This is a genomic window from Aeromonas sp. S19(2024) (assembly GCF_041402625.1).
GTDB lineage: Bacteria > Pseudomonadota > Gammaproteobacteria > Enterobacterales > Aeromonadaceae > Aeromonas > Aeromonas caviae.
Genome location: NZ_JBGLQU010000013.1, coordinates 47,379 through 65,559, shown reverse-complemented (window position 1 = coordinate 65,559; position 18,181 = coordinate 47,379). Strand labels below are relative to the sequence as shown.

Annotated in this window: 22 protein-coding genes, 1 tRNA gene and 1 other annotated feature; of the genes, 8 read left to right on the top strand and 15 right to left on the bottom strand. The window is 58.7% G+C overall.

The features are described 5' to 3' along the window. Window positions 1-14: 14 nt before the first annotated feature. Both ACB037_RS19010 and ACB037_RS19005 read right to left on the bottom strand, forming a co-directional pair. On the bottom strand, window positions 15-1,079 hold the full coding sequence (locus ACB037_RS19010) for an NAD(P)-binding domain-containing protein (protein WP_371175743.1): 1,065 nt from the start codon (window positions 1,077-1,079) through the stop codon (window positions 15-17). A gap of 35 nt (window positions 1,080-1,114) precedes the next feature. Then, window positions 1,115-1,462, bottom strand: a complete 348-nt coding sequence (locus ACB037_RS19005; protein ID WP_371175742.1) for an ArsR/SmtB family transcription factor — start codon at window positions 1,460-1,462, stop codon at window positions 1,115-1,117. Window positions 1,463-1,605: 143 nt separating this feature from the next. On the opposite strand from ACB037_RS19005, the gene ACB037_RS19000 reads away from it, so the two are divergent. Beyond that, window positions 1,606-2,607, top strand: coding sequence for a permease (locus ACB037_RS19000; RefSeq protein ID WP_371175741.1), 1,002 nt, complete (start codon window positions 1,606-1,608; stop codon window positions 2,605-2,607). 13 nt (window positions 2,608-2,620) lie between these two features. Further along, window positions 2,621-2,851, top strand: coding sequence for a thioredoxin family protein (locus ACB037_RS18995; protein WP_371175740.1), 231 nt, complete (start codon window positions 2,621-2,623; stop codon window positions 2,849-2,851). Window positions 2,852-2,889: 38 nt separating this feature from the next. Here the strand turns inward: ACB037_RS18995 and ACB037_RS18990 are convergent, their stop codons facing one another. The 7 genes from ACB037_RS18990 to ACB037_RS18960 all read right to left on the bottom strand — a co-directional run bounded on the left by ACB037_RS18990 (window position 2,890) and on the right by ACB037_RS18960 (window position 7,394). After that, window positions 2,890-3,282 carry a universal stress protein gene (locus ACB037_RS18990; protein WP_371175739.1) on the bottom strand — a complete coding sequence of 131 codons (393 nt, stop codon included), beginning with the start codon at window positions 3,280-3,282 and terminating at the stop codon, window positions 2,890-2,892. 48 nt (window positions 3,283-3,330) lie between these two features. Continuing rightward, a complete protein-coding gene (locus tag ACB037_RS18985; RefSeq protein WP_371175738.1) occupies window positions 3,331-4,371 on the bottom strand; it encodes an IS481-like element ISAs19 family transposase in 1,041 nt (346 codons plus the stop codon). A 157-nt stretch (window positions 4,372-4,528) separates the two neighbouring features. Beyond that, window positions 4,529-4,939: a hypothetical protein gene (locus ACB037_RS18980; protein WP_371175737.1), complete on the bottom strand. Its 411-nt coding sequence runs from the start codon at window positions 4,937-4,939 to the stop codon at window positions 4,529-4,531. 9 nt (window positions 4,940-4,948) lie between these two features. Next, window positions 4,949-5,374: a DUF2787 domain-containing protein gene (locus ACB037_RS18975; protein ID WP_371175736.1), complete on the bottom strand. Its 426-nt coding sequence runs from the start codon at window positions 5,372-5,374 to the stop codon at window positions 4,949-4,951. Between the two features lie 61 nt (window positions 5,375-5,435). Further along, the gene (locus ACB037_RS18970) at window positions 5,436-6,014 is read right to left on the bottom strand and encodes a lecithin retinol acyltransferase family protein (protein ID WP_371175735.1); all 579 of its coding nucleotides are present in this window, start codon (window positions 6,012-6,014) and stop codon (window positions 5,436-5,438) included. Between the two features lie 87 nt (window positions 6,015-6,101). Beyond that, entirely contained in the window at window positions 6,102-6,557 is a 456-nt protein-coding gene (locus ACB037_RS18965; protein ID WP_371175734.1) for an IrmA family protein, read from the bottom strand. 3 nt (window positions 6,558-6,560) lie between these two features. Beyond that, window positions 6,561-7,394: a hypothetical protein gene (locus tag ACB037_RS18960; RefSeq protein ID WP_371175733.1), complete on the bottom strand. Its 834-nt coding sequence runs from the start codon at window positions 7,392-7,394 to the stop codon at window positions 6,561-6,563. Between the two features lie 161 nt (window positions 7,395-7,555). Here ACB037_RS18960 and ACB037_RS18955 point away from each other — a divergent pair, with 161 nt between their 5' ends. Beyond that, window positions 7,556-7,906, top strand: a complete 351-nt coding sequence (locus ACB037_RS18955) for a helix-turn-helix domain-containing protein (RefSeq protein ID WP_371175732.1) — start codon at window positions 7,556-7,558, stop codon at window positions 7,904-7,906. On the opposite strand, the gene ACB037_RS18950 is transcribed toward ACB037_RS18955, so the two are convergent. The 5 genes from ACB037_RS18950 to ACB037_RS18930 form a co-directional block, all read right to left on the bottom strand. Further along, entirely contained in the window at window positions 7,907-8,875 is a 969-nt protein-coding gene (locus ACB037_RS18950; protein ID WP_371175731.1) for a hypothetical protein, read from the bottom strand. Further along, window positions 8,872-9,855: a YqaJ viral recombinase family protein gene (locus tag ACB037_RS18945; RefSeq protein WP_371175730.1), complete on the bottom strand. Its 984-nt coding sequence runs from the start codon at window positions 9,853-9,855 to the stop codon at window positions 8,872-8,874. The genes ACB037_RS18950 and ACB037_RS18945 overlap by 4 nt, the downstream gene beginning before the upstream one ends. Window positions 9,856-9,949: 94 nt before the next feature. Then, window positions 9,950-10,900: a DUF932 domain-containing protein gene (locus tag ACB037_RS18940; protein ID WP_371175729.1), complete on the bottom strand. Its 951-nt coding sequence runs from the start codon at window positions 10,898-10,900 to the stop codon at window positions 9,950-9,952. A gap of 209 nt (window positions 10,901-11,109) precedes the next feature. After that, window positions 11,110-11,186: transfer RNA gene (locus ACB037_RS18935), tRNA-Arg, on the bottom strand. A 50-nt stretch (window positions 11,187-11,236) separates the two neighbouring features. Further along, window positions 11,237-12,388 (bottom strand): flagellar assembly protein FlgT, encoded by a 1,152-nt coding sequence (locus tag ACB037_RS18930; RefSeq protein WP_039041370.1) that lies wholly within the window; start codon window positions 12,386-12,388, stop codon window positions 11,237-11,239. 265 nt (window positions 12,389-12,653) lie between these two features. On the opposite strand from ACB037_RS18930, the gene ACB037_RS18925 reads away from it, so the two are divergent. Both ACB037_RS18925 and ACB037_RS18920 read left to right on the top strand, forming a co-directional pair. Then, the gene (locus ACB037_RS18925; protein ID WP_010673310.1) at window positions 12,654-13,274 is read left to right on the top strand and encodes a FlgO family outer membrane protein; all 621 of its coding nucleotides are present in this window, start codon (window positions 12,654-12,656) and stop codon (window positions 13,272-13,274) included. 88 nt (window positions 13,275-13,362) lie between these two features. Continuing rightward, a complete protein-coding gene (locus ACB037_RS18920) occupies window positions 13,363-13,788 on the top strand; it encodes an LPP20 family lipoprotein (RefSeq protein WP_010673311.1) in 426 nt (141 codons plus the stop codon). 538 nt (window positions 13,789-14,326) lie between these two features. On the opposite strand, the gene pheA is transcribed toward ACB037_RS18920, so the two are convergent. Beyond that, window positions 14,327-15,499 carry a prephenate dehydratase gene (gene pheA / locus ACB037_RS18915; RefSeq protein ID WP_010673312.1) on the bottom strand — a complete coding sequence of 391 codons (1,173 nt, stop codon included), beginning with the start codon at window positions 15,497-15,499 and terminating at the stop codon, window positions 14,327-14,329. A 38-nt stretch (window positions 15,500-15,537) separates the two neighbouring features. Beyond that, window positions 15,538-15,671 (bottom strand) — a sequence feature (Phe leader region). A 191-nt stretch (window positions 15,672-15,862) separates the two neighbouring features. Between pheA and ACB037_RS18910 the strand changes: the two genes are divergently transcribed. The 3 genes from ACB037_RS18910 (at window position 15,863) to ACB037_RS18900 (ending at window position 18,083) form a co-directional block, all read left to right on the top strand. Beyond that, window positions 15,863-16,462: an HAD family phosphatase gene (locus tag ACB037_RS18910; RefSeq protein ID WP_202044483.1), complete on the top strand. Its 600-nt coding sequence runs from the start codon at window positions 15,863-15,865 to the stop codon at window positions 16,460-16,462. 147 nt (window positions 16,463-16,609) lie between these two features. Further along, a complete protein-coding gene (locus ACB037_RS18905; RefSeq protein WP_010673314.1) occupies window positions 16,610-17,440 on the top strand; it encodes a hypothetical protein in 831 nt (276 codons plus the stop codon). Between the two features lie 88 nt (window positions 17,441-17,528). Continuing rightward, complete coding sequence (locus ACB037_RS18900) at window positions 17,529-18,083, top strand: DUF3157 family protein (RefSeq protein WP_010673315.1); 555 nt, start codon at window positions 17,529-17,531, stop codon at window positions 18,081-18,083. The last annotated feature ends 98 nt before the right edge of the window (window positions 18,084-18,181 follow it).

Below are 18,181 nucleotides of genomic sequence, written 5' to 3'. Positions count from 1 at the left end.
AAAACTGACCTCTGTTATCTGCCGCTCAGGTCTGTGAGGTGGCGAAGCAGGTGAGGAAGCAGGTGCCCGGTATCGGGCCCAACTCCCCTGAGGGTTGCAGAGGCGAAGTTGCGCTGCTTGGGCAGGCCTACGAAGTACAAACCGGGTACATTGCTGGCCCTTCCATCATGCTGCATCACCTTGCCGGTTACGTCCATCACTGGCAGGCCTTCGAGAAAGGGGATATTTGGGCGAAAGCCAGTGGCAAACAGCAGAGTATCAACGGCTTCATGCCGTCCATCTGCCCAAACGACCCCAGTTGAGGTGACCTTGGTGAACATGGGGCGCTGCTTGAAATAGCCGTTTCTCAGCGCCTTGCGGTAGATGCCGTTATCCAGAACCGGAGTGCTCTGGTCGTTCAACCAGCGGGTTTTCTCCAAGCCTGTCCATTTCAACCAAGTGTGAAAATCTGCGCCCAATATCCGCTGCGGTGCAAATCGGATTGCTTCTCGTGTGGCCAACGTCACCGTGGCGACACTGGCCAAGTCATAAGCGATCTGGACAGCGGAGTTTGCTGCGCCAATAACGACGACACGTTGGCTGCGAAAAGGTATGGCATTTCGATAGTCAGCACTGTGAAGCAGAGAGCCTTTAAATTCGTTAAGTCCGAGAAGGTCAGGCAGGTAGGGGCGGCTAAAAGCTCCAGATGCCACAATAACTGCGCTCGCCAGTAAGCGATGACCATCGGCGGTGATTACCTGGAAACCCGCCTCTGCTCGCTCGACTAGTTTGACCTGAATCCCTTGATAGATAGGTAGCTGGAACTGGTCGGCATACTGCTCAAGGTAATTTACCACCTCATCACGACTTGGATAGTGACCCGGTGTGCCGGGGAACGGCATACCGGGTAGCGAGGAATAGACTGCTGGCGAGAACAGCTCAAGGCTGTCGTAGTAGTGGCGCCAGTTCCCACCAGGCCGCATTTGCTCATCAAGGAGTATGAAGTTAAGCCCTTGCTGCTTTAAATGCCATCCACATGCCAAACCGGCCTGGCCTGCTCCGATGACCACTACATCAAATTGTTGATTCATTAAGTTCATATGTGCGCATCCATACACGTATTTAAGCAAAAAAATCAAGCTGATCTGCCAGGGCAGCACAGTGCAGTAATGTTCTTGGTATGACGGAGTATCTCTTCCAGACGCTGAATAATGGCTGGGCCATCCACTTCGTAGAATACTTGTCGTCCAACCTTGGAGGCACGAACGATCCCAGCCTCAAGCAGTACCTGTAGATGACGGGAAACCACCGAACGCTCCTGGGGCAAGTCAGCGGCAATTGCGGTGACATCTGCTCGACCCAATTGCATGACGCGCTTTAACACGGCAACCCGTGGCGGCTCGCATAGGGCTTTGAAGAAGGCCCCATCAAGGGACGCAATGGCGGCATCAATGGCTTGGGTTTGGGTCAGTGTTGTCTTCATGCAATCAATATATGTGCGCATATATGCACATGTAAAGTGCGGATGTAAAGTTATCAGCCATTGAACAAAATAATTAAAGAATATGAGCATCCTTTGGTGAAAGGCTGCGTCTTCTGGATAACACCGATGTTGATGGAGCCATTATGTTTCAGATTTTCACCGACCTCGCCAGCTGGCTGGTCTATCAGCAGTTGGGCCTGAGCCCACAAACCAAGCTGGGGGATGCGCTGCATTTTTTCGTGGAGGATGTGAGCAAGATCTTTGCCCTGCTGCTGGTCATGATCTACATCGTGGCCATGTTGCGGGCCTCCCTGAATGTTGAACGGGTGAGGGACTATTTGGCGGGCAAGCACAGAGGGTTGGGCTATCTTCTTGGCTCCGGCTTTGGTGCCATTACTCCCTTCTGCTCCTGTTCGAGTATCCCTGTATTCCTCGGCTTCACCTCAGCCGGTATCCCGCTAGGGATTACCATGGCCTTTCTCATCACCTCACCGCTCATCAACGAAGTGGCCGTCTTGTTGCTGGTCAGTCTGCTGGGCTGGAAGTTCACCCTGATTTACGTGGTGGTTGGCATGGCGGTTGGAATGCTGGGTGGGGCGTTTTTAGACAAGATAAAGGCCGAGCGTTGGCTGGCTGATTTTGCCGCTGAGGCCCTCAAGCAGGGACAACATCTGCAAGGCAATACGGCTCCACAGCATACAGATACTCCTAGTCTCTCGCTGGTCAAACGCCATGCCTTTGCTAAAGATGAAACCCTCACCATTTTCAAACGGGTATGGCTTTGGGTCATTGTCGGTGTGGGGCTTGGTGCTGCACTTCATGGCTTTGTGCCTGATGGCTGGATTGCTTCGCACCTAGGTGCCGGTCAATGGTGGTCAGTTCCGGCTGCCGTGCTGATCGGCATTCCCCTCTATTCGAATGCGACCGGTGTGATCCCGGTGATGGAAAGCTTGATAGTCAACGGCTTGCCCATTGGTACGACACTGGCATTTTGCATGAGCACAGTGGCTGCCAGTTTTCCTGAATTTATTCTTCTTAAACAAGTGATGAAGTGGCAGTTACTGGGCACCTTGCTGCTGGTACTGCTGGTCTCCTTTACGCTGGTTGGGTGGGTGTTTAACTTCGTATCACCGTTAATTTCTTGATGAGGAGTATGAGATGAAACATGTAAAAGTGCTGGGTATGGGTTGCGCCACCTGCAAGAGCACCATTCAACTGATCCAGCAGGTGGTGGATGAGCTGGGGGTTGAGGTCCAGCTTGAGAAAGTCGAGTCATTGCCCGAGATCATGAAGTACAAGGTGATGTCTACGCCAGCTGTCGTCATCGATGACAAGGTAGTCCATGCCGGCGGTATCCCGGCCAGAGAGGCAGTGCAGAGATGGTTCTGATATGCGCAGGGGCGGGATAACCCGCCCCTGCGGCTTGATTACCTCAACAGCAACAGAGAGGTTTTGGTCGTTTTCAGTATTCCTGTGGTGGTACTGCCCACAATGAACTGCCTGATCCGTGAGTGGCCATAAGCCCCCATCACGATAAGCTCACAGCCCACATCGGTGGCATGCTGACAAATCACTGGCACCACCTCTCCTTGCAGCAGCATAGCTTCAACCCTGATACCCGCACTTTTCAACACCTGTTTGGCTTGTGCCAGCTGGCGTTCGTGCTCGTCACTCGGTTCGCCAACCATTACTAAGTCACATTCCAGCCCCTTGAGCAGCGGACTGCTCGCTATCAACTCCAGCATCTTCTTGGCGGTCGGGCTGGCGTCATAGGCACACAGAAAGCGGGTTGGTGCCAGAAAACCTGGCTGTACCACCATGTACAGATCTAGTTATCACCTGACACCGGCCTCAAACCGGTGTCTTGTTTACGCTACTTTAGTGCGCACTTCCTTCGGTATCAATTTCAGACCCTTTTTGAACATGCTGTAGGGAGTCTGTCCTTCCATCATCCTGCCCTGATGTGGCCGCTGGGTGTTGTAGTGATCCAGATAGCTGTCCAGGTCTGTCTGCATCTGCTCCACTGATTCATACCAGGTCGTCCACCCCTTGATACGGAAGTGTTCATCCAGCAGGGTACGATGTAGCCGCTCGATAAAGCCGTTGCTCTGCGGTCTGCGTACCTTGGTGGTCCGGTGCTCAATCCCCTCCAGTTGCAGGAACAGCTCGTAGGGATGATGGTCAGGGCGCCCACAGAACTCGCGCCCGTTGTCCGACAAGATGGTATAGACCCGAGCCTCATGGGCTTCGAAGAACGGCAGGACCGTTTCGTTGAGCACATGGACCGAGGTCACCGGCAGCTTGCTGGTGTAGAGCCGTCCCCAGGCGTGGCGGCTGTAGCAGTCCAGTACGGTTTGCAGATACACCTTGCCCACCCCCTTGAGTGCGCCGACGAAGAAGGTGTCGACCGCCACCAGTTCCCCGGTGTAGTGAACCTCTATCTGACGTTCGCGAAACTCGGGGCTGAAGCGCTCGAGCAGGCGGATCTGCTCGTCATTGAGCTCAATCGTCTGTTCCCTGTGGGTTTTCTCGAGGCGCAACAAGCGGTCATGCTTGGAGAGCAAGTCGTGACGTTGCCACACGCCACGCACACCGCCCGCACTGACGTTGATGCCTTGCAGAGCCAGTTCTTGCGCGACCCGCAGCGGGCCATGGGTTGGTCTGGTGAGAGAGTAATCGAGGATAGCCTGTTCAATCTCGGGAGCGACCCGGTTGGGATGCGCCCCTTTACAGCCGGGTAGTTTGTCGAGCAAGCCCTCGGCGCCATAGGTCTGATAGTTACGGCGAATCTCGTAGAACTGCTGACGGCTGTAGCCGATGAGCTTGCAGGCTTTGCTGACGTTATTGAGCTCTTTGGCGAGCTCTAGCAAGCTGAGTTTACGACGTGCTACTTTCTCGTTGGTGGTCATACGGTGACTCCAGATAACACGGTAGGGGTACCGTTTTGTTATCCGGTTTGAAGCCGTATGACCACTCCCTTTTGTGGGCAACTGTCAGGTGAATATCATCTCCATACACTGGCCATCGCGATCAAGATAAGCCTCTAGTTCGATGGCGATCACGGCGTTAATCATCTTCGTTCTCCTTGTCGGCGATGGGGTCACTCTCCATGGCATTGCCGTGATGGATGCAGGTTCGCTGCAGGTCAGCCAGAAAGCTTGCCAGTACGCGGGGTTGTTCGTTGAGTGGCACTGGTCCAGCTTGGCAACGCCAGAAACGGCGACGTTTGGGGTCGATGCAGATCTCATCGCTCGGTTGGCTCATGGTGCGCCCGTCATCGGCATTGGTGAGGGAGAGCAGTTGCCACTGCACGCCAGACCAGCGGACTTGCAGGGTGACTGTGCGGATGTGTGGGCTATTCGGTGTCAGGTGCAGCAGCCAGCGCTGACTACTGCGGGTAGGGGTTAGCTTGGCGTTGGCGGCAACGTGTCCCAACCATTGACGTGAGTAGTGGGAGAGCGCTAATTCTTGGCTCATTATGTCCTCCTAATCTCCTGCGACCGTGACGCTGAAGCATTCCAACCGGCAATAGGCAATGAAGTTGCTCTGCCAGATATCGAACAACTCCCGCGCTTCGGCCAGCCGCAGCGGTCCCCAGCCCAACATGGTGTGTTCCCCATCGAGGAAGTTGAAATCGAGCTCCTTGCAGAGCTCAGCATCTTGGCCCTGCCCCTGGTAGCTGAAGTCGGTGACGTAATCGAACAGCCAGCCATCAAGCCCACAGATCAGGCGGATCTCGACCGGGTGCACGCCGCCTTGCTCAGCACTGTAGCCGGGGTTGCGAAAGTGGAAGGTCAGTTGGGTTAAGCGTTCGATATTGAGCTCGGTTTTAGCGATTTCTTGGTTGAGCAGAACCAGCAATGCTTGGGCTACGGGCAGGGCAAAGCCGTCCCGGAAAAAGGGAATGGTCATGGTGTTTCCTCATTGAGTTCCAGCAGGGGAGCCCCCCTGCGTTTCACTTTGAAGTGATGGGTCAGTCGTTTAACCAATCCCACAGTTTGCTGACGCCATAGGCTGCGACGGCGCCCACGGCAAGAGGAGCTAACAACGGGGCTGTGGCAATACCGGTCACCGATACTACCGTTGCAGCAGCGCCACTACCTCCAGCAGTTGTGGCTAGGGTGCTGGCAGCAAGTCCTGCCGTTGCACTGGTGGCCGCCTTGCTTAACGTGTGACGAGCGACTTCGGCAGCCACCACCGTTGCTACAGCGGTCTGCAGCAGCTTGGGGGGATGCTGAATCCCTTCAATACACCAAGTGACAAACAGCTCACTGTTGGCAAACGGCTGACCCTGCTCTCCTTCATTGAGTCGGGCGTAAGCCCGTGTCAGGCTTTCCTCTCGACTGAACAGGCGTTGAGCATGGGGTTTGACCTCAATAGAGCAGCGCTGACTGAATTGAGCCAACGAGGTCAGCGCCAGTTGGCTTGAATGCTTTCCTGGAGCGGGTGGTAGACACTGAATGACCTGGTCATGGCCAACAAAGAGGCCATGATGATGGCCTTCAGGCTGTGGTGTTACTAAGTGATCGCCGATAATGAAATGTCGTGACATGGGGTGATGATCCTCATCAAGGGTTGGAAATGAAAAAGGGCGTCACCGTGATGGTGACGCCCTTTGGCTTTGTTTTTCTTAAGTGGGCTACTTGCCGCCTAAGGTGATCTTCAGTGGTTGATGAAACTCAGGGGTGAAGGTGGATACAGGTAGGCGAGTGACTCGGTTGTGAGCGAGCACCTCGGTTGCCTGAATAATGGCGATGGAGTTGGCCTGCTCTACCTGGGCGCAATCCACTTCTGTAAAGCCACTACCATAGCGGGTAGCGTCGCTCCCACCGAATGGCTCAACCTCCAGCGTTGACTCGGCCAGCGATTTGCCCTTTTTGTCATTAAACTGCAGCGTGATATACAACCGCCCAAACTCATCGGTTCCCCCACTATCAAGGGAGAAATGGTACGCGCAGACGCCTTGGTTGGCGTAGACGGTGTCGGTGTGCTGGATAGCGAGGTAGCGCTGTTCTTCCGCATGGCTTGGGTGGTTCCAGAGCAGTCCACAAGCCATCAGGGCTGCAATCGAACATTTGGTTGAAGTGATGTTCATAAATCACCCGTTGTAATAGTCGCAAGTGGAGGTCAACTTGGTGGGCTTGACCGTCCATGTGGCTTTTTGATCCTGCCCACGGTAGATGCTCAGGGTTGAGGCGGAGAGGATCGCGTTGACGAGTTGAGTCCATTCGGCCTGGCTTTTGGCTTCACCGGACAGACGTTGACCATTGACTTCGATCTCCTCAACACTGCTTGAGGCATCGTAGGCTCTGGTGTATCTGAGTTCAGAGTGCAGGGGCCAGGTTGCCCCCGGCATCTGATAGGCGCATTTGATTTCCAGTACGTATCGTGAGTAACCCTGGCCCTGCGTCAGGGTATAGCGAAGGCCATAACGCCCCTCTTCGGCCACCCACTGTGCAGAGGGACCTTTCGGTGCATCCAGCATCTGAGGCTTTTTGGCGTTATCTTCAGCCTTTTTCCAAGATGCCCCCTTACCCGCCTTGCGTATTTCTCCCCACATCCAAGCATCTAATGGATAACGCTTGATAAGCCGGTCACCGACCATGACATCGATGTTGTTCAGCCGATTGTAGGTATTGACCTCGATACTGGCCGAAGCGCTGCAGGTGCCGGTATCCAGTTTCTTAAAGCTGCGACTGGCGTGTTCGGCAACCAGCAGATCGCCAGTGGCACAGCCCGTTTGGGAGCGGTTGTTGACCAAGGCAAGGTAGTGGCTGTTTTTGTAGATAAGCTCACAGGTACGTTTGTTATTACACGCTTGAGCCAAGGTGGTGCCATCACTGTCTTGATAGGACCAGATGTCATTGATGTTGCTGGCCATGGCACTCGGTGCAGTGACTGCCAGGGTTAGCAATGGAACGAGCTGTTTCATGAGAACTCCTATTGGTAGTAAGTCGTAGAGAAGGGGATAACCCTAGTCCGGTTAGATAGGCAGAAAATGCCCAACAACAACCTTTTGGGTTGATCCTCGCCTTTTGTGGTTCTTCATGTCAACGAGTCCACCCCCAACCATAGGGGTTGGTTGGAGGACTTATGACAGATATCAACTTTGAGCAGTTAGCCAAGAACGTGGGTAAGGCCATTGGGCGCCAGCGTAACCAAGCAGGGTTTACTCAGGAGCAGGTGGCTGAACACCTCAGTATCGGGGTGGAAGCCGTCTCTCGAATGGAGCGAGGAATTGTGGTGCCGACCGTGGTGCGGCTGGCGGAGCTCGCTCAACTGTTTGGTTGTGAGCTGGCGGATTTTCTGCGTGAGACCAGTAACCGCCCGACCGAGCAGGGCATTGTGCTGAGCCAGCAACTGGCTCGGCTCGATGATGCTGACCGAACCCTGTTGCTGGAAACGGTAGAACGGTTGGTGGAGCGGTTGGCGCGTCCCCGCTGATCACCCGCCATTTACTGGGGGAGGGGATGGGGTCCCTTTCCCCAATTTGTTGGTGAGCGGACTCCTTCTTGGTTGCGGCCTCTGCGGTGCGGCATGCGAGGTAGTCGCCTCCACACCAGCGTTACCATTAGCCGTTTCGTCGTTGTTGGCTTCGGGATAGAACTCCTCCAGCAGCATCGGCACCTCTTCATCGATATCCTCAAATTGGCCATTGCGCAGCAGGTCGCGAGCGGCCAGCTCCATCTGGTCGATGGCGAGCCCCGCCTCTTGATCACGCTGGGCGGCCTCCTGTGCTTGCCTGACTGCCTCAGTCAGGTTGGTTTCTTCCCGCAAGGTCAAATCCACGTAGTAGACCGGTGTGCGGTACGATAGGGTGGTGCTCTTGGCTCGCAACCGCAGGGTGAGCGGCAGATAGCGGGTATGGCCCCCGCTCACTGCCTCCAGGTACTTCAGTCGCGCCGCCAAGGTGCGTACCGAGTTGTAGCCGGTGGTGCGGAAGATAAAACTGCCCAGCTCATCCCCTTGCCCCTCCACAAACAGGTTCAGTCGCCCGTACAGCTTGCAGCCCTGTTGCCCTGCAAAGGCGCAGCGCTCTGGTCCAGGGCAGCTGACCTCCTCCATGCCTTGCGCGCCCACACGTCTAGCCACCTCCCCATTCCCGACACAGAGCGGCCTGCCGGTTTGCCGGTCAAACGCGCTGTATTCCGCCCGCAGATTCAGGTCGCTGTCGTTGAATAACACTCGCACCGGAATGGCGCGGATCTTGGTTTGCTCCTGCCCTTGGCCACTTTTCTGCGATGAGTAGTGTTGATGCAGGGGATGGAGCAACCATCCCCCCTTTTGCTGTATCTGGGTGGTGAGGGTGAAGCTGTCGTCCTTCTCCGGTACCCATTTATCCTGTTTTTGCACCAGCTTGCCGATGCAGATCCGCCCGATCACGGGCGGGGTGATCGCCAGTCCTTTGATCATGGAGTTTGCCTCAAGGGTTGAATGGTGAAACGGCGCACGCCGGGCACCGGTTTGACGTAACGGGTGAGCAGGTCGGGATGATCCTGACCGAGCTTATCCAGATCCGGCGCCAGCCGGTCTTTGCTGCGCTTCCAGGTGATCTTGCCATCGGCAAACAGCCCGGCTGTCGCTTCACCCAAGGTCGCTTGCAGCCGCTGTTTGATTTGTGACTCCTGCAGCTCGACGGCTTCCTTTTGCTGTCGCAAGCGCAGCAGTTCGCCAAACAGCTGGTTGAACTCGGGGGAATCGGAGAGATCCAGCGTCTGGCCATCATCACGTGGAAACAGCCAGCTCAGAGCATTGGCAGCATCACTCGAGCCGTCAGGCTCTGGCTGCTGATCTTGTTGCACCATCTGCCAGAACTGCGCTTCCCGCTCGGTGAGATCTTGGATCTTCTCCTCATCACGCTCGATGCGGTAAATCCGAAAATCCTGGCCACCGATCAGCACAGCCACTTCGGCCCAGGCATGGCCGGTGACGGCCAGTTGATGGAGTACCTGACACTGGTAAGCCACCGGCACCCCTTCCTCCCACTGGGGGGCGCTGTGATAGCTGGCGGTCTTGATCTCCAGAATGCCCGGCCCATCGGGATGGCCGACTACCTCCCGGTCGAGGTTGGCGAGCATGAAGGGTTGCTCGGGATGTTGCAGTACTGCATTGACTCGGCGTACACGAAAGCCGGTGCGTTTGGCGTAGACCTGCGCCAGCACAGGTTCCAGCTCAATGCCCCACAGCACAGCTTCCTTATGGGAGATATCCTCCGGCTCCTTGCGGCCAGTCTTCTCCAGCCACAGGCTGAGCGGGCATTTGTAGGGGGATAGTCCCACTGCCACGGCGGCATCGGAGGAGCCAATGCCAAGTTTGCGGATAGCGAGCCACTGCTCGCGGGTTAATTGGGTAGTGGAGGCCAGCCGCAAGGCTTGGCCATATTTTGCTTTCATGACGACTCCTTGTTGACGGCATAAATGGCGACGCCCGGATTGGCTTGCGCCAGTCCGGGTGAGGTCGTTATGCGGTTTGAATGGGGAAGCGGAATTACTGCAGCAGAGTGAGTGCCTGATTCAGGGCTTGGGATTTGAGTTGGGCGCCCTGACCAAACCAGGCGGAATCAAGCCGGTGATCTTGGCTGCGGGCACGCCGGTGGTGATCCACGTATTCGGTGACCGCATTGACCAGCCCCCAGGCGGTATTACGGGAGCTGGCAAGCTCTGAGCCCATACCCGCGCCCTGATAGAGCTCATGCAGCCGTTGTACCGGCTTGGTGAGAATGATGCTCTCCTCATCCAGCGGTTGCGCCAACAGGTCGCTGAAAAAGCGCAGTGCCTCTTCAGGGGCTACGGGCCGTTGTGCCAACGCCTTGGTCTGCGTCTTGAACTCATCCCAATGAGACAGCCCGAGCCCAAGCGACTCTTTGACGGCAGCGGCATCGAACTGAGTGGAGTGGGGCACCTTGATGGCTCCGGTAGTGCCACGCAGTGCCATCTGCAGGGTGTTGTTGCAGACCACTCGCAGCGAGGTGAACTGTGCCGTGGTGCAGAGCGTGCCGTCGCAGCTGGTTGCCAGCAGTAGATAGGACTTTACCAAGTCATTGCCTTTGAGTTTTAGATCCTGGCCGGTCTTAGCCAGTGCCCACAGCTTGCGGCCACCTTTGAGCGAGCCTGCTGTTTCTAGCTCAAAGCCACCGGCTTCCACCAGGTCTTGATAGAAATGCAGCACCTCGTGAGGCTGTACCACGTTGTAGCGGCTTGAGACCACCGACAGAGGGGTGAGGGTATCGGAGCGATAAAGCACCTTGCTGCCGCTGTAGGGACGGATATGCAGTGCATCGGAGGCGACGTTAAACATCACGTCACTCTGCTCGATGGTCCAATTCATCCCGGCTGCCTGCAGCCAGATATCGAGAGATTGTTGCGGGGGTAAGACATTGCCAAGGCCATGCCAAGGGGTTTGGCCGGTGTAGGCCATCGTATCGATCAGGTGAGCCATGAGAAATCTCCAATGAAAAAGGGACTGAACAGAGCAGTCCCTTGGGTAGGTTCATGGAGGTAATGTATATCTGAAATTAATTGAAATGAGACTTATTTGCTTCTCTAGTTTCTAGCTATGGAATGCGCGCTGTGGTACCCCGTGTGGTACCCCAGGCCAAAAACGACCAAGGGGTTAGCACCATGACGACGCTAACCCCTTGTTTTGTATGGCGCTCCCGACTGGAGTCGAACCAGTGGCCTGTCCCTTAGGAGGGGACCGCTCTATCCTGCTGAGCTACGGGAACCTTGTGGCGGGCATTATACAAGAAGCATTGTGCTTTTAAACCCTTGATTCCTATTCCAATACGGCCAGGTCACCGATTTGGACATTGAACGGTGAATATTTGTTCTGACTGCTGATGATGGCGCCATCCTCGAACACCTGCACCACCTCGAACAGACCATCTGCGGGGTTGCGCATCACGCGGGACTTGCCATAGGGGTCGACGAAGTCGGCGCTGTGCTGGACCCGGAACTGGTCCCCGAGTTTGACCCCGTTGCGACGGCCCAGGTTGATGTGGGGGCCGCGCTCGTGCTGGGCCACGATCCGGGCGGTGACGGGGGCACAGGCGAGTTCGGCGGCGATGTCCTGGGCCGCCTCTTTCAACTGGTAGCCCACCTCCTGGCCAAAGCTCGACTGCCAGAACTGGCCGCCGCTGCTGCCCACCTGCTCCCGCTTGGAGAAGGTCCAGTTGGCGCGGCCCTTGTACTCCTTGCGGCCGAGCAGGCTGCCGTTGATGCCGTCGAACAGGTAGAGCTGCATGGAGAAATTGCGCACGGGATCCTCATACCAGCTGGTGAGGGCGTTGCCCTGGGGCTCGAGGGAGAGGTCGTCGATGCTGCCGAGCACCAGATACTGGCTGTCGGTGCGCAGGCTCAGGGCCTTGATCTCCTCGAGGGCGCTGCGATCCCCCTGTTGCAGATGGAGAGGGTCGATGCGCAGGTTCTCGTCCAGCCACTGGCGTGCGACCACCTGGGGCGTCGTCGCCAGGGTTTCAAACAGCCGGCGGGAGAGATCGGCGGGCATGTCGTCCAGGGCACCGGTGCTCGCCTGGTCCGGGTAGCGCATGCGCAGGCGCACCAGCGTCAAATCCTTGGCGTAGTGCTGGGTCTGACAGATCTGCCGCTCCGCCTGGATGTCGGCCACGAGGGTGATGTACATGCGGCCGTTGCGCACCTCTTCGCGCTTGAGGCGGTACTGGCGGATGTCGCCGCCGGAGCGGATCTGGATCTGCTCGGATCGCAGGCTGCCGTTTTCCAGGCGCTGGATGCTGGAAACGGAGGCACCGCTGGCCAGCAGCGCCTGGCGCAGGGCATCCCGGGTCGCCTGCTCGCGGGCGTAGACCTCGTCGCCCCCCAGAATGGCGGCACTGCCCTGGGCCTCGATAAGTTCGGCCCTGGCCGACAGGCTGGCCAGCAGCAGGGTGAACAGCAGCGAAACTTTCATAACAAACACCTTGAGTGGGCGACCCCACTGCCGCCGGTGGGGCGGGTCAGGGATCCTGGACACAGATCCGGTCTGCACCGGAGCGGGTGACCAAATAAAAGCAAGAACCATGCCTTCTTCCCTGACCGGAGCCCGCGCGGTGGGCTCCGGTGGCACAGTGCGCGCCTTTGCCCTGGGATCATCGAGGATCCTGCGCGCATTCCTGCCTCAAGTGTTGGCGGTTGCGACCGATAACAGGTCAGGTGCAGATACAGGAAAGGTATCCATGAAGAGAGTTATCACGGTGCTGGCGGTGGCGCTGGCATTGGTCGGTTGCGGGTCGGCCGACCCCATCAATCGGGAGCTGGGAGACCCCCGCCAGGCGGCGAAGGGGATGGAGCTCAACTGGCTGGTGGCCCGCATGACGGATCAGCTGATGGAGCGCAAGTCCCTCACGACCCTGACCGAGCCCATTGCGGTCGCCTCCTTTGTCGATCTCGACACCCTGAAGGACACCAACTGGATGGGGCAGCAGATCGAGGAGAGCTTCATCTACGAGCTGAACCGGCGCGGTGAGGTGGTGGTGGACTTCAAGACCACGGGCAACATCCAGGTGACCCCGCAGGGGGACTTCGTGATGAGCCGCAACTACAAGGATCTCTCGTCCCGGCTACCCATCTCCCGCATCCTGACCGGCACTTTCAGCCGCAATCAGCAGGGGATCCTGGTCAACGCCCGCATCATCGATCTGCGCACCAAGATGGTCGAGACCACGGCCCAGAGCCTGATCCCGAAACAATATTTGTCCGGTGCCAGCAACTCCTTTGGCCGGGCCTCCATCAATCGCGGTTACCTGATGCGGGGGGGCCAGAGCCCGTCCGGTCATCTGGTCAACCTGACCCCTTGAGGTGGCGCGTCATGAAGCGTGAAGCGGGCTGGCTGATATTGAGCCGTGAAACATCGGGTGTGGTGAACAGGAAAACGGGGAAACAGCGATGAAAATCTTGTTGGGTTGCCTGATGGCCATGTTGCTGACGGCGTGCAGTGGCAACCGGGTGGTGAACTATGACGTGGGCGAGAAGCCCGATGACTTCCCGGTGCTCAAGGCGGTGGGGTATGCGGTGATCGACATCCAGCCCGGTCCCTCCCAGTCCGAGAAGATGTTGCAGGCGATCCGCGCCTCCAAGATGGACGCCTACCGGGAGCTGGCGGAGCAGCTCAACGGCCAGCAGGTGCGCGGCCAGAGCAGCTACAAGGACCTGACCCAGACCTCCAACTCCCTGGATGTGTCGGTGGCGGGCATGGTGCGCGGTGCCCGGGTGGTGGCGACCTATCCCCGTGGCAACACCTATGCCACCGAGCTGGAGCTCGATACCCGCAACCTCTATCACCTGAACCAGCTGATGGCGGGCCAGTTCTAGGGCGGGTCCGGGGGGCGCCGGCATGAGCCCGGCGATCATCACGGTACAGACAAAGGCGAGCGCAGGCTCGCCTTTTTGTTTGGCCGGGAAAGAGCTCGGATCTGCGGGGAATAACCGGGGCTGGCGCCTTGGACGGATAGGGCCTGCGGTGAGGATAACCGTGGTTGAGGGGCCGGGCGGGATCCGGCCTGTGGCGAGGAAAAAGGGGGCTGAGGTAGTACAAGAGGCGCCCGGGCGCCGGAATGGCGGCCTTTTTTGTTTAGGGAAATCTAACGATATAGCCATGTCGTTAAATAAAGCCAAACGATAGAAAGGCCCGGCAGGCGGCAAAAGGGGGCCGCAACGGGAGGAAGATGGCCTGATGGTGAGTGGAAAGACAGCAGCGCCAGGATCCCGGGTCCACGAGGAAGGGGGTGGAGGGCGGTTTAACGCCGGAAGGGAAGGGCGGGACTGGGCCGCGTCTCACGGGGAGGGAGCAGAGAGCACAAAGGCGAGCCGGGGCTCGCCTTTGTGTGGCAGGGGCGTGATCCGCTCCCCATCAGCTGCCCATCAAGACGGGCGGCACGGCGGTCGGCTTGACGTCTTCGCTCGGGTAGCAGCCCAGCACCTTGATGTAGCGGGTGATCTTGGTCAGCTCCAGCAGGGCGGCCTGCATGGCCGGGGTCTGCAGGTTGGCGGAGACATCCAGGTAGAACATCTCCTCCCAGGGGTTGCCCTGCACCGGACGGGATTCCAGCTTGGTCATGTTGATCTCGTGGCTGCGCAGCACCAGCAGCGCCTCCACCAGGGAGCCCGGCTTCTGGGAGGTGGACATGATGAGGGTGGTCTTGGCCGGGATCTGGGGCGCTACGTCGATGGGCTTGCGCGCCACCACGATGAAGCGGCTGTAATTCTCCTTCTGGTTGGCGAGCTGCTCGGCCAGCACGTCCAGGCCGTAGAGCTCGCCGCCGGCGGCGCTGCCGATGGCCGCCGCCTCCGGGCTTGCCAGCTCCTTCACCTTCATCATGGCGCTGGAGGAGGAGTCGCAGATCTCGTGGCGCGCTCCTTCCAGCTTGCTGAGGTAATGGGAGCACTGCTGGAACACCTGGGGATGGGCGTAGAAGGTCTTGATGCGTTCGATCTCAGTGGGCACGGCGGTGAGGATGCAGTGCTCGATGGGATAGGTGAGCTCACCCACGATGGAGAGGGTGGTGTGCTGCATCACGTCGTACACCTCGTTGATGGAGCCCGAGCTGGTGTTCTCGATGGGCAGCACCCCGAAGGCGGCGCGGCCCGACTCCACCGTGTCCAGCACCTCGCGGAAGTTCTGGCAGTTCACCTCGATCACCTGATCCTTGTAGCGGGCCAGGTACTTGCGGGCGGCCAGGCTCGAGTAGGAGCCGCGCGGTCCCAGGTAGGCGACGCTGGTCATGGGCTCCTGCTGCTGGGGGTTGAGCAGGCTCTGCAGGTAGGCCTGCTGGGAGAGCACGGAGTCTTCGATGATGGTGTGGTAGATGCGGGTGATGTACTGGGCATCCAGTCCGAGGGCGCGCCCTTTCTGGATCAGGGCGACCAGCAAGTCCTGCTCGCGCTGGTGGTCACGGATGGGACGGGGATTGGCCTGCTTGGCGCGGGCGACCTCGATGCTGAGGGTCTTGCGTTTGGCCAGCAGGGCGAGCAGCTCCTGATCCAACTGGGTGATGTCGTGTCTGATCTCGTCGAGCGTTGCCATGGTGGTTCCCTATCCAGTGATTCTGTGGTGTGTGGTGCAAAAAAAAGCCTCCGCTGGGGAGGCTCGATTCGTCTTTGGTTTCTGTTTACGCGAATGGTTCACGTGACGACGGGCCTTCCCTCATGTGGGCCGGGTAAACGAGAAAACAAAGAAGAATGGTGTGTTCATGGGCGTGTCCTGAATGTAACGCCATAACCATTAAGGGATTTGGCGGTGCGATGCAAGTAAAACTTGCCCGGGGGCGTTGAACGGGGCAGGGTGGTGGCTCGGGTTGCCGAGGGAGAGTGAGCGTCGTTCTGGTCCCTGTTTATGGCAACCGCCGTGACCACATCCGTGGCAACAACACATAGAGGGGACGAGACGATGGCGGTGATCTTCGATCTGGGCAGGGTGGTGGTGCGCTGGGATCCGGTGGCCATAGTGAGTGGGGTGCGCGGACCCGAGGGGGCGACTGGGATCGCGGAGCAGCTGTTCAACCACCCGGACTGGCTGGAGGTGGACAGGGGGACCCTCTCTCTGCACACCATGGCCCGTCAGGCGCAGGGGCGCACCGGCCTGTCGATGGCGGAGAATCTGGCCATCTTGCAGGCGGTGCCGTCCTCCCTTGTGCCGGATCCCGCCATGGTGGCGCTTATCGAAGAACTGCACGGTGCAGGCCACCCCCTCTATGCCCTCTCCAACATGGGGCACGCCAGCATCGACTGGCTGGAGCAGCATCAGTCCTTCTGGCGCTTCTTCAGCGGCAAGGTGGTGTCGGCCCGGGTGCGGATGCTCAAACCCGAGCCCGACATCTACCGCTATCTGCTGGTGTCGTTCGACCTCAAGGCTGGGGAGTGCCTCTTTATCGACGACAGCCCGGCCAACGTGGCGGCGGCCGAGGCGCTCGGTCTGCGGGGGCTGATCTTCACCGATCCGGCCCGGTGCCGGGCGCATCTGATCGCTCAGGGGTTGTTGCCTGCCTGAGGAGAGCCAGTTTCGCTTCGCAGCGAAAAAAGTGTGCAAAACCTTGATTGAGGGCAAATAACGTACAGCTTTATCCATGCTCTTTAAGTGTATATTCAGCTTGGTGCGGGCAAAATGGTATCCAGTTCATCATCCGGAGTTGTTGTTATGGATGCCAATGTCGTTGCGCTGCATCGGGGATACGATCAGACCTTTCAAGCCAGGGAACAGAGGCTCATCAACACCCTGGCCGGTTACAGCGAACTGCTTGTCTCCTTCTCCGGCCGACTGGAATCCTGCTACAGCATGGATCTGTGCCGGGCCAGCGGGGTGCGATTTCGCGCCATCACCCTGGACAACCCCACCCTCAGCCGCCAGTCGGTGGCCAGGGCACAGCGCTACTGCCGGCACTACGGCATCCCCCATCAGGTGCTCAAGACCGACGAGATGATCTTCAGCGCCCACCTGGGCCACCTCGCCGAGGTGACCGACCCGGTGCGCTACCTCTGCCAGCAGCTCGAACATGAAGAGGGCCCGCCGCTGCTGATGTCGGCCTCGGTGGAGGAGAAGCGGGAGTACCTGCGCCGATTCCACAGCCTGCCCGCCAACACCCTCTGGATCTTTGCCGAGCAGGGGATGACCAACCGGGATTTTCGCTACGGCTTTCACAAGCGGCAACTGGCGCTCTGGGGAGACGTGGGGGAGGCCTGCCTGAGCCGGCGGTTTGTCGATATGGCCTCCCTGGACAGGCGGCACCTGCGGATGGTCGACATGGCCGAGCAGATGCTGGTGGACATGGGGCTGGGGGGAGCCCAGGTCTTCTTCCATACCCTGGGTGACAGGGTCACCACCCTTGCGAGGATCCGGGTGCCCGAACGGCTGCGGGCCCTGGTGTTCGACATGCAGCCCACCATCCAGAAGGCCCTCAGGAGTGCCCAGTTCGATCTGGTGACCCTGGATCTTGCCACGCTGGAGGATCCCCACCCCCTGGTCATTTGACCGAGGGCGTAACGTGAGGGGGGTCATAGGCAAGGAGGGCACGACTCTTTATACTGCCCCCTTCGCATCCTTTATCGAGTGCCTGCCCATGAAACCCCTCTCCCGACTGCTGGTCGCCCTCTGTCTGTGCCCTCTGCTGGCCGAGGCGGCTCCCCTGCACCAGATCACCTTGCCGGATGGTCGCCAGGTGCAACTCAATGACGATTTCACCTGGGAATACCTGCTGGTCAAGCCGGCAGCCACGGTAGCCGGTCAGGCAGTGACGGCGAGTGTCGCGGCCCCGGTGCTGACCGAGCAGGCCATGGCCCATCCCGACTTGCTCTCCCAGGCGACCCGGGACGGCATCACGGTGAAGCTGGACCAGGTGGCGGGGGACGATCCCCTCAGCCTGCAGTTCGTGGTGAGCAACACCGGCAGTCGCAACGTGGTGCGCGTCAACGGCAGCCTGACCCTGTTCAGCGCCGACGGGGTGCAGCTCTCGAGCGAGCCCGTGCGCTTCTGGGTCGGGGAGAACCGCCTGCCTGACTCCTACCTGCGCAAGGGGGAGGCACGCACCTCCCGGGCCATCGAGCTGGCACGACCCGCCGGCCTCACCGGCAAGCCGCTGGTGCGGGTGCAGATCGACGAGGTGGAGTTCCGCTAGGATGACGGCGGGGGAGCCCTCGCTCCCCCGCAGAGTGTTGCACCAGTAACCGCCAGCAATATCCGCTTACATCTGACATGGTTTGGCAACAGCTTGCT

Bases quoted from the DNA above. Each gene is read 5' to 3' on its own strand.
- ACB037_RS18905 (WP_010673314.1), top strand. From the start codon at position 16,610: ATGGATGCCAATGTCGTTGCGCTGCATCGGGGATACGATCAGACCTTT.
- ACB037_RS18945 (WP_371175730.1), bottom strand. From the start codon at position 9,855: ATGAAAGCAAAATATGGCCAAGCCTTGCGGCTGGCCTCCACTACCCAA.
- ACB037_RS18900 (WP_010673315.1), top strand. From the start codon at position 17,529: ATGAAACCCCTCTCCCGACTGCTGGTCGCCCTCTGTCTGTGCCCTCTG.
- ACB037_RS19005 (WP_371175742.1), bottom strand. From the start codon at position 1,462: ATGAAGACAACACTGACCCAAACCCAAGCCATTGATGCCGCCATTGCG.
- ACB037_RS18965 (WP_371175734.1), bottom strand. From the start codon at position 6,557: ATGAACATCACTTCAACCAAATGTTCGATTGCAGCCCTGATGGCTTGT.
- ACB037_RS18930 (WP_039041370.1), bottom strand. From the start codon at position 12,388: ATGAAAGTTTCGCTGCTGTTCACCCTGCTGCTGGCCAGCCTGTCGGCC.
- ACB037_RS19010 (WP_371175743.1), bottom strand. From the start codon at position 1,079: ATGAACTTAATGAATCAACAATTTGATGTAGTGGTCATCGGAGCAGGC.
- ACB037_RS18980 (WP_371175737.1), bottom strand. From the start codon at position 4,939: ATGAGCCAAGAATTAGCGCTCTCCCACTACTCACGTCAATGGTTGGGA.
- ACB037_RS18955 (WP_371175732.1), top strand. From the start codon at position 7,556: ATGACAGATATCAACTTTGAGCAGTTAGCCAAGAACGTGGGTAAGGCC.
- pheA (WP_010673312.1), bottom strand. From the start codon at position 15,499: ATGGCAACGCTCGACGAGATCAGACACGACATCACCCAGTTGGATCAG.
- ACB037_RS18960 (WP_371175733.1), bottom strand. From the start codon at position 7,394: ATGAAACAGCTCGTTCCATTGCTAACCCTGGCAGTCACTGCACCGAGT.
- ACB037_RS19000 (WP_371175741.1), top strand. From the start codon at position 1,606: ATGTTTCAGATTTTCACCGACCTCGCCAGCTGGCTGGTCTATCAGCAG.
- ACB037_RS18925 (WP_010673310.1), top strand. From the start codon at position 12,654: ATGAAGAGAGTTATCACGGTGCTGGCGGTGGCGCTGGCATTGGTCGGT.
- ACB037_RS18910 (WP_202044483.1), top strand. From the start codon at position 15,863: ATGGCGGTGATCTTCGATCTGGGCAGGGTGGTGGTGCGCTGGGATCCG.
- ACB037_RS18920 (WP_010673311.1), top strand. From the start codon at position 13,363: ATGAAAATCTTGTTGGGTTGCCTGATGGCCATGTTGCTGACGGCGTGC.
- ACB037_RS18985 (WP_371175738.1), bottom strand. From the start codon at position 4,371: ATGACCACCAACGAGAAAGTAGCACGTCGTAAACTCAGCTTGCTAGAG.
- ACB037_RS18970 (WP_371175735.1), bottom strand. From the start codon at position 6,014: ATGTCACGACATTTCATTATCGGCGATCACTTAGTAACACCACAGCCT.
- ACB037_RS18950 (WP_371175731.1), bottom strand. From the start codon at position 8,875: ATGATCAAAGGACTGGCGATCACCCCGCCCGTGATCGGGCGGATCTGC.
- ACB037_RS18940 (WP_371175729.1), bottom strand. From the start codon at position 10,900: ATGGCTCACCTGATCGATACGATGGCCTACACCGGCCAAACCCCTTGG.
- ACB037_RS18975 (WP_371175736.1), bottom strand. From the start codon at position 5,374: ATGACCATTCCCTTTTTCCGGGACGGCTTTGCCCTGCCCGTAGCCCAA.
- ACB037_RS18990 (WP_371175739.1), bottom strand. From the start codon at position 3,282: ATGGTGGTACAGCCAGGTTTTCTGGCACCAACCCGCTTTCTGTGTGCC.
- ACB037_RS18995 (WP_371175740.1), top strand. From the start codon at position 2,621: ATGAAACATGTAAAAGTGCTGGGTATGGGTTGCGCCACCTGCAAGAGC.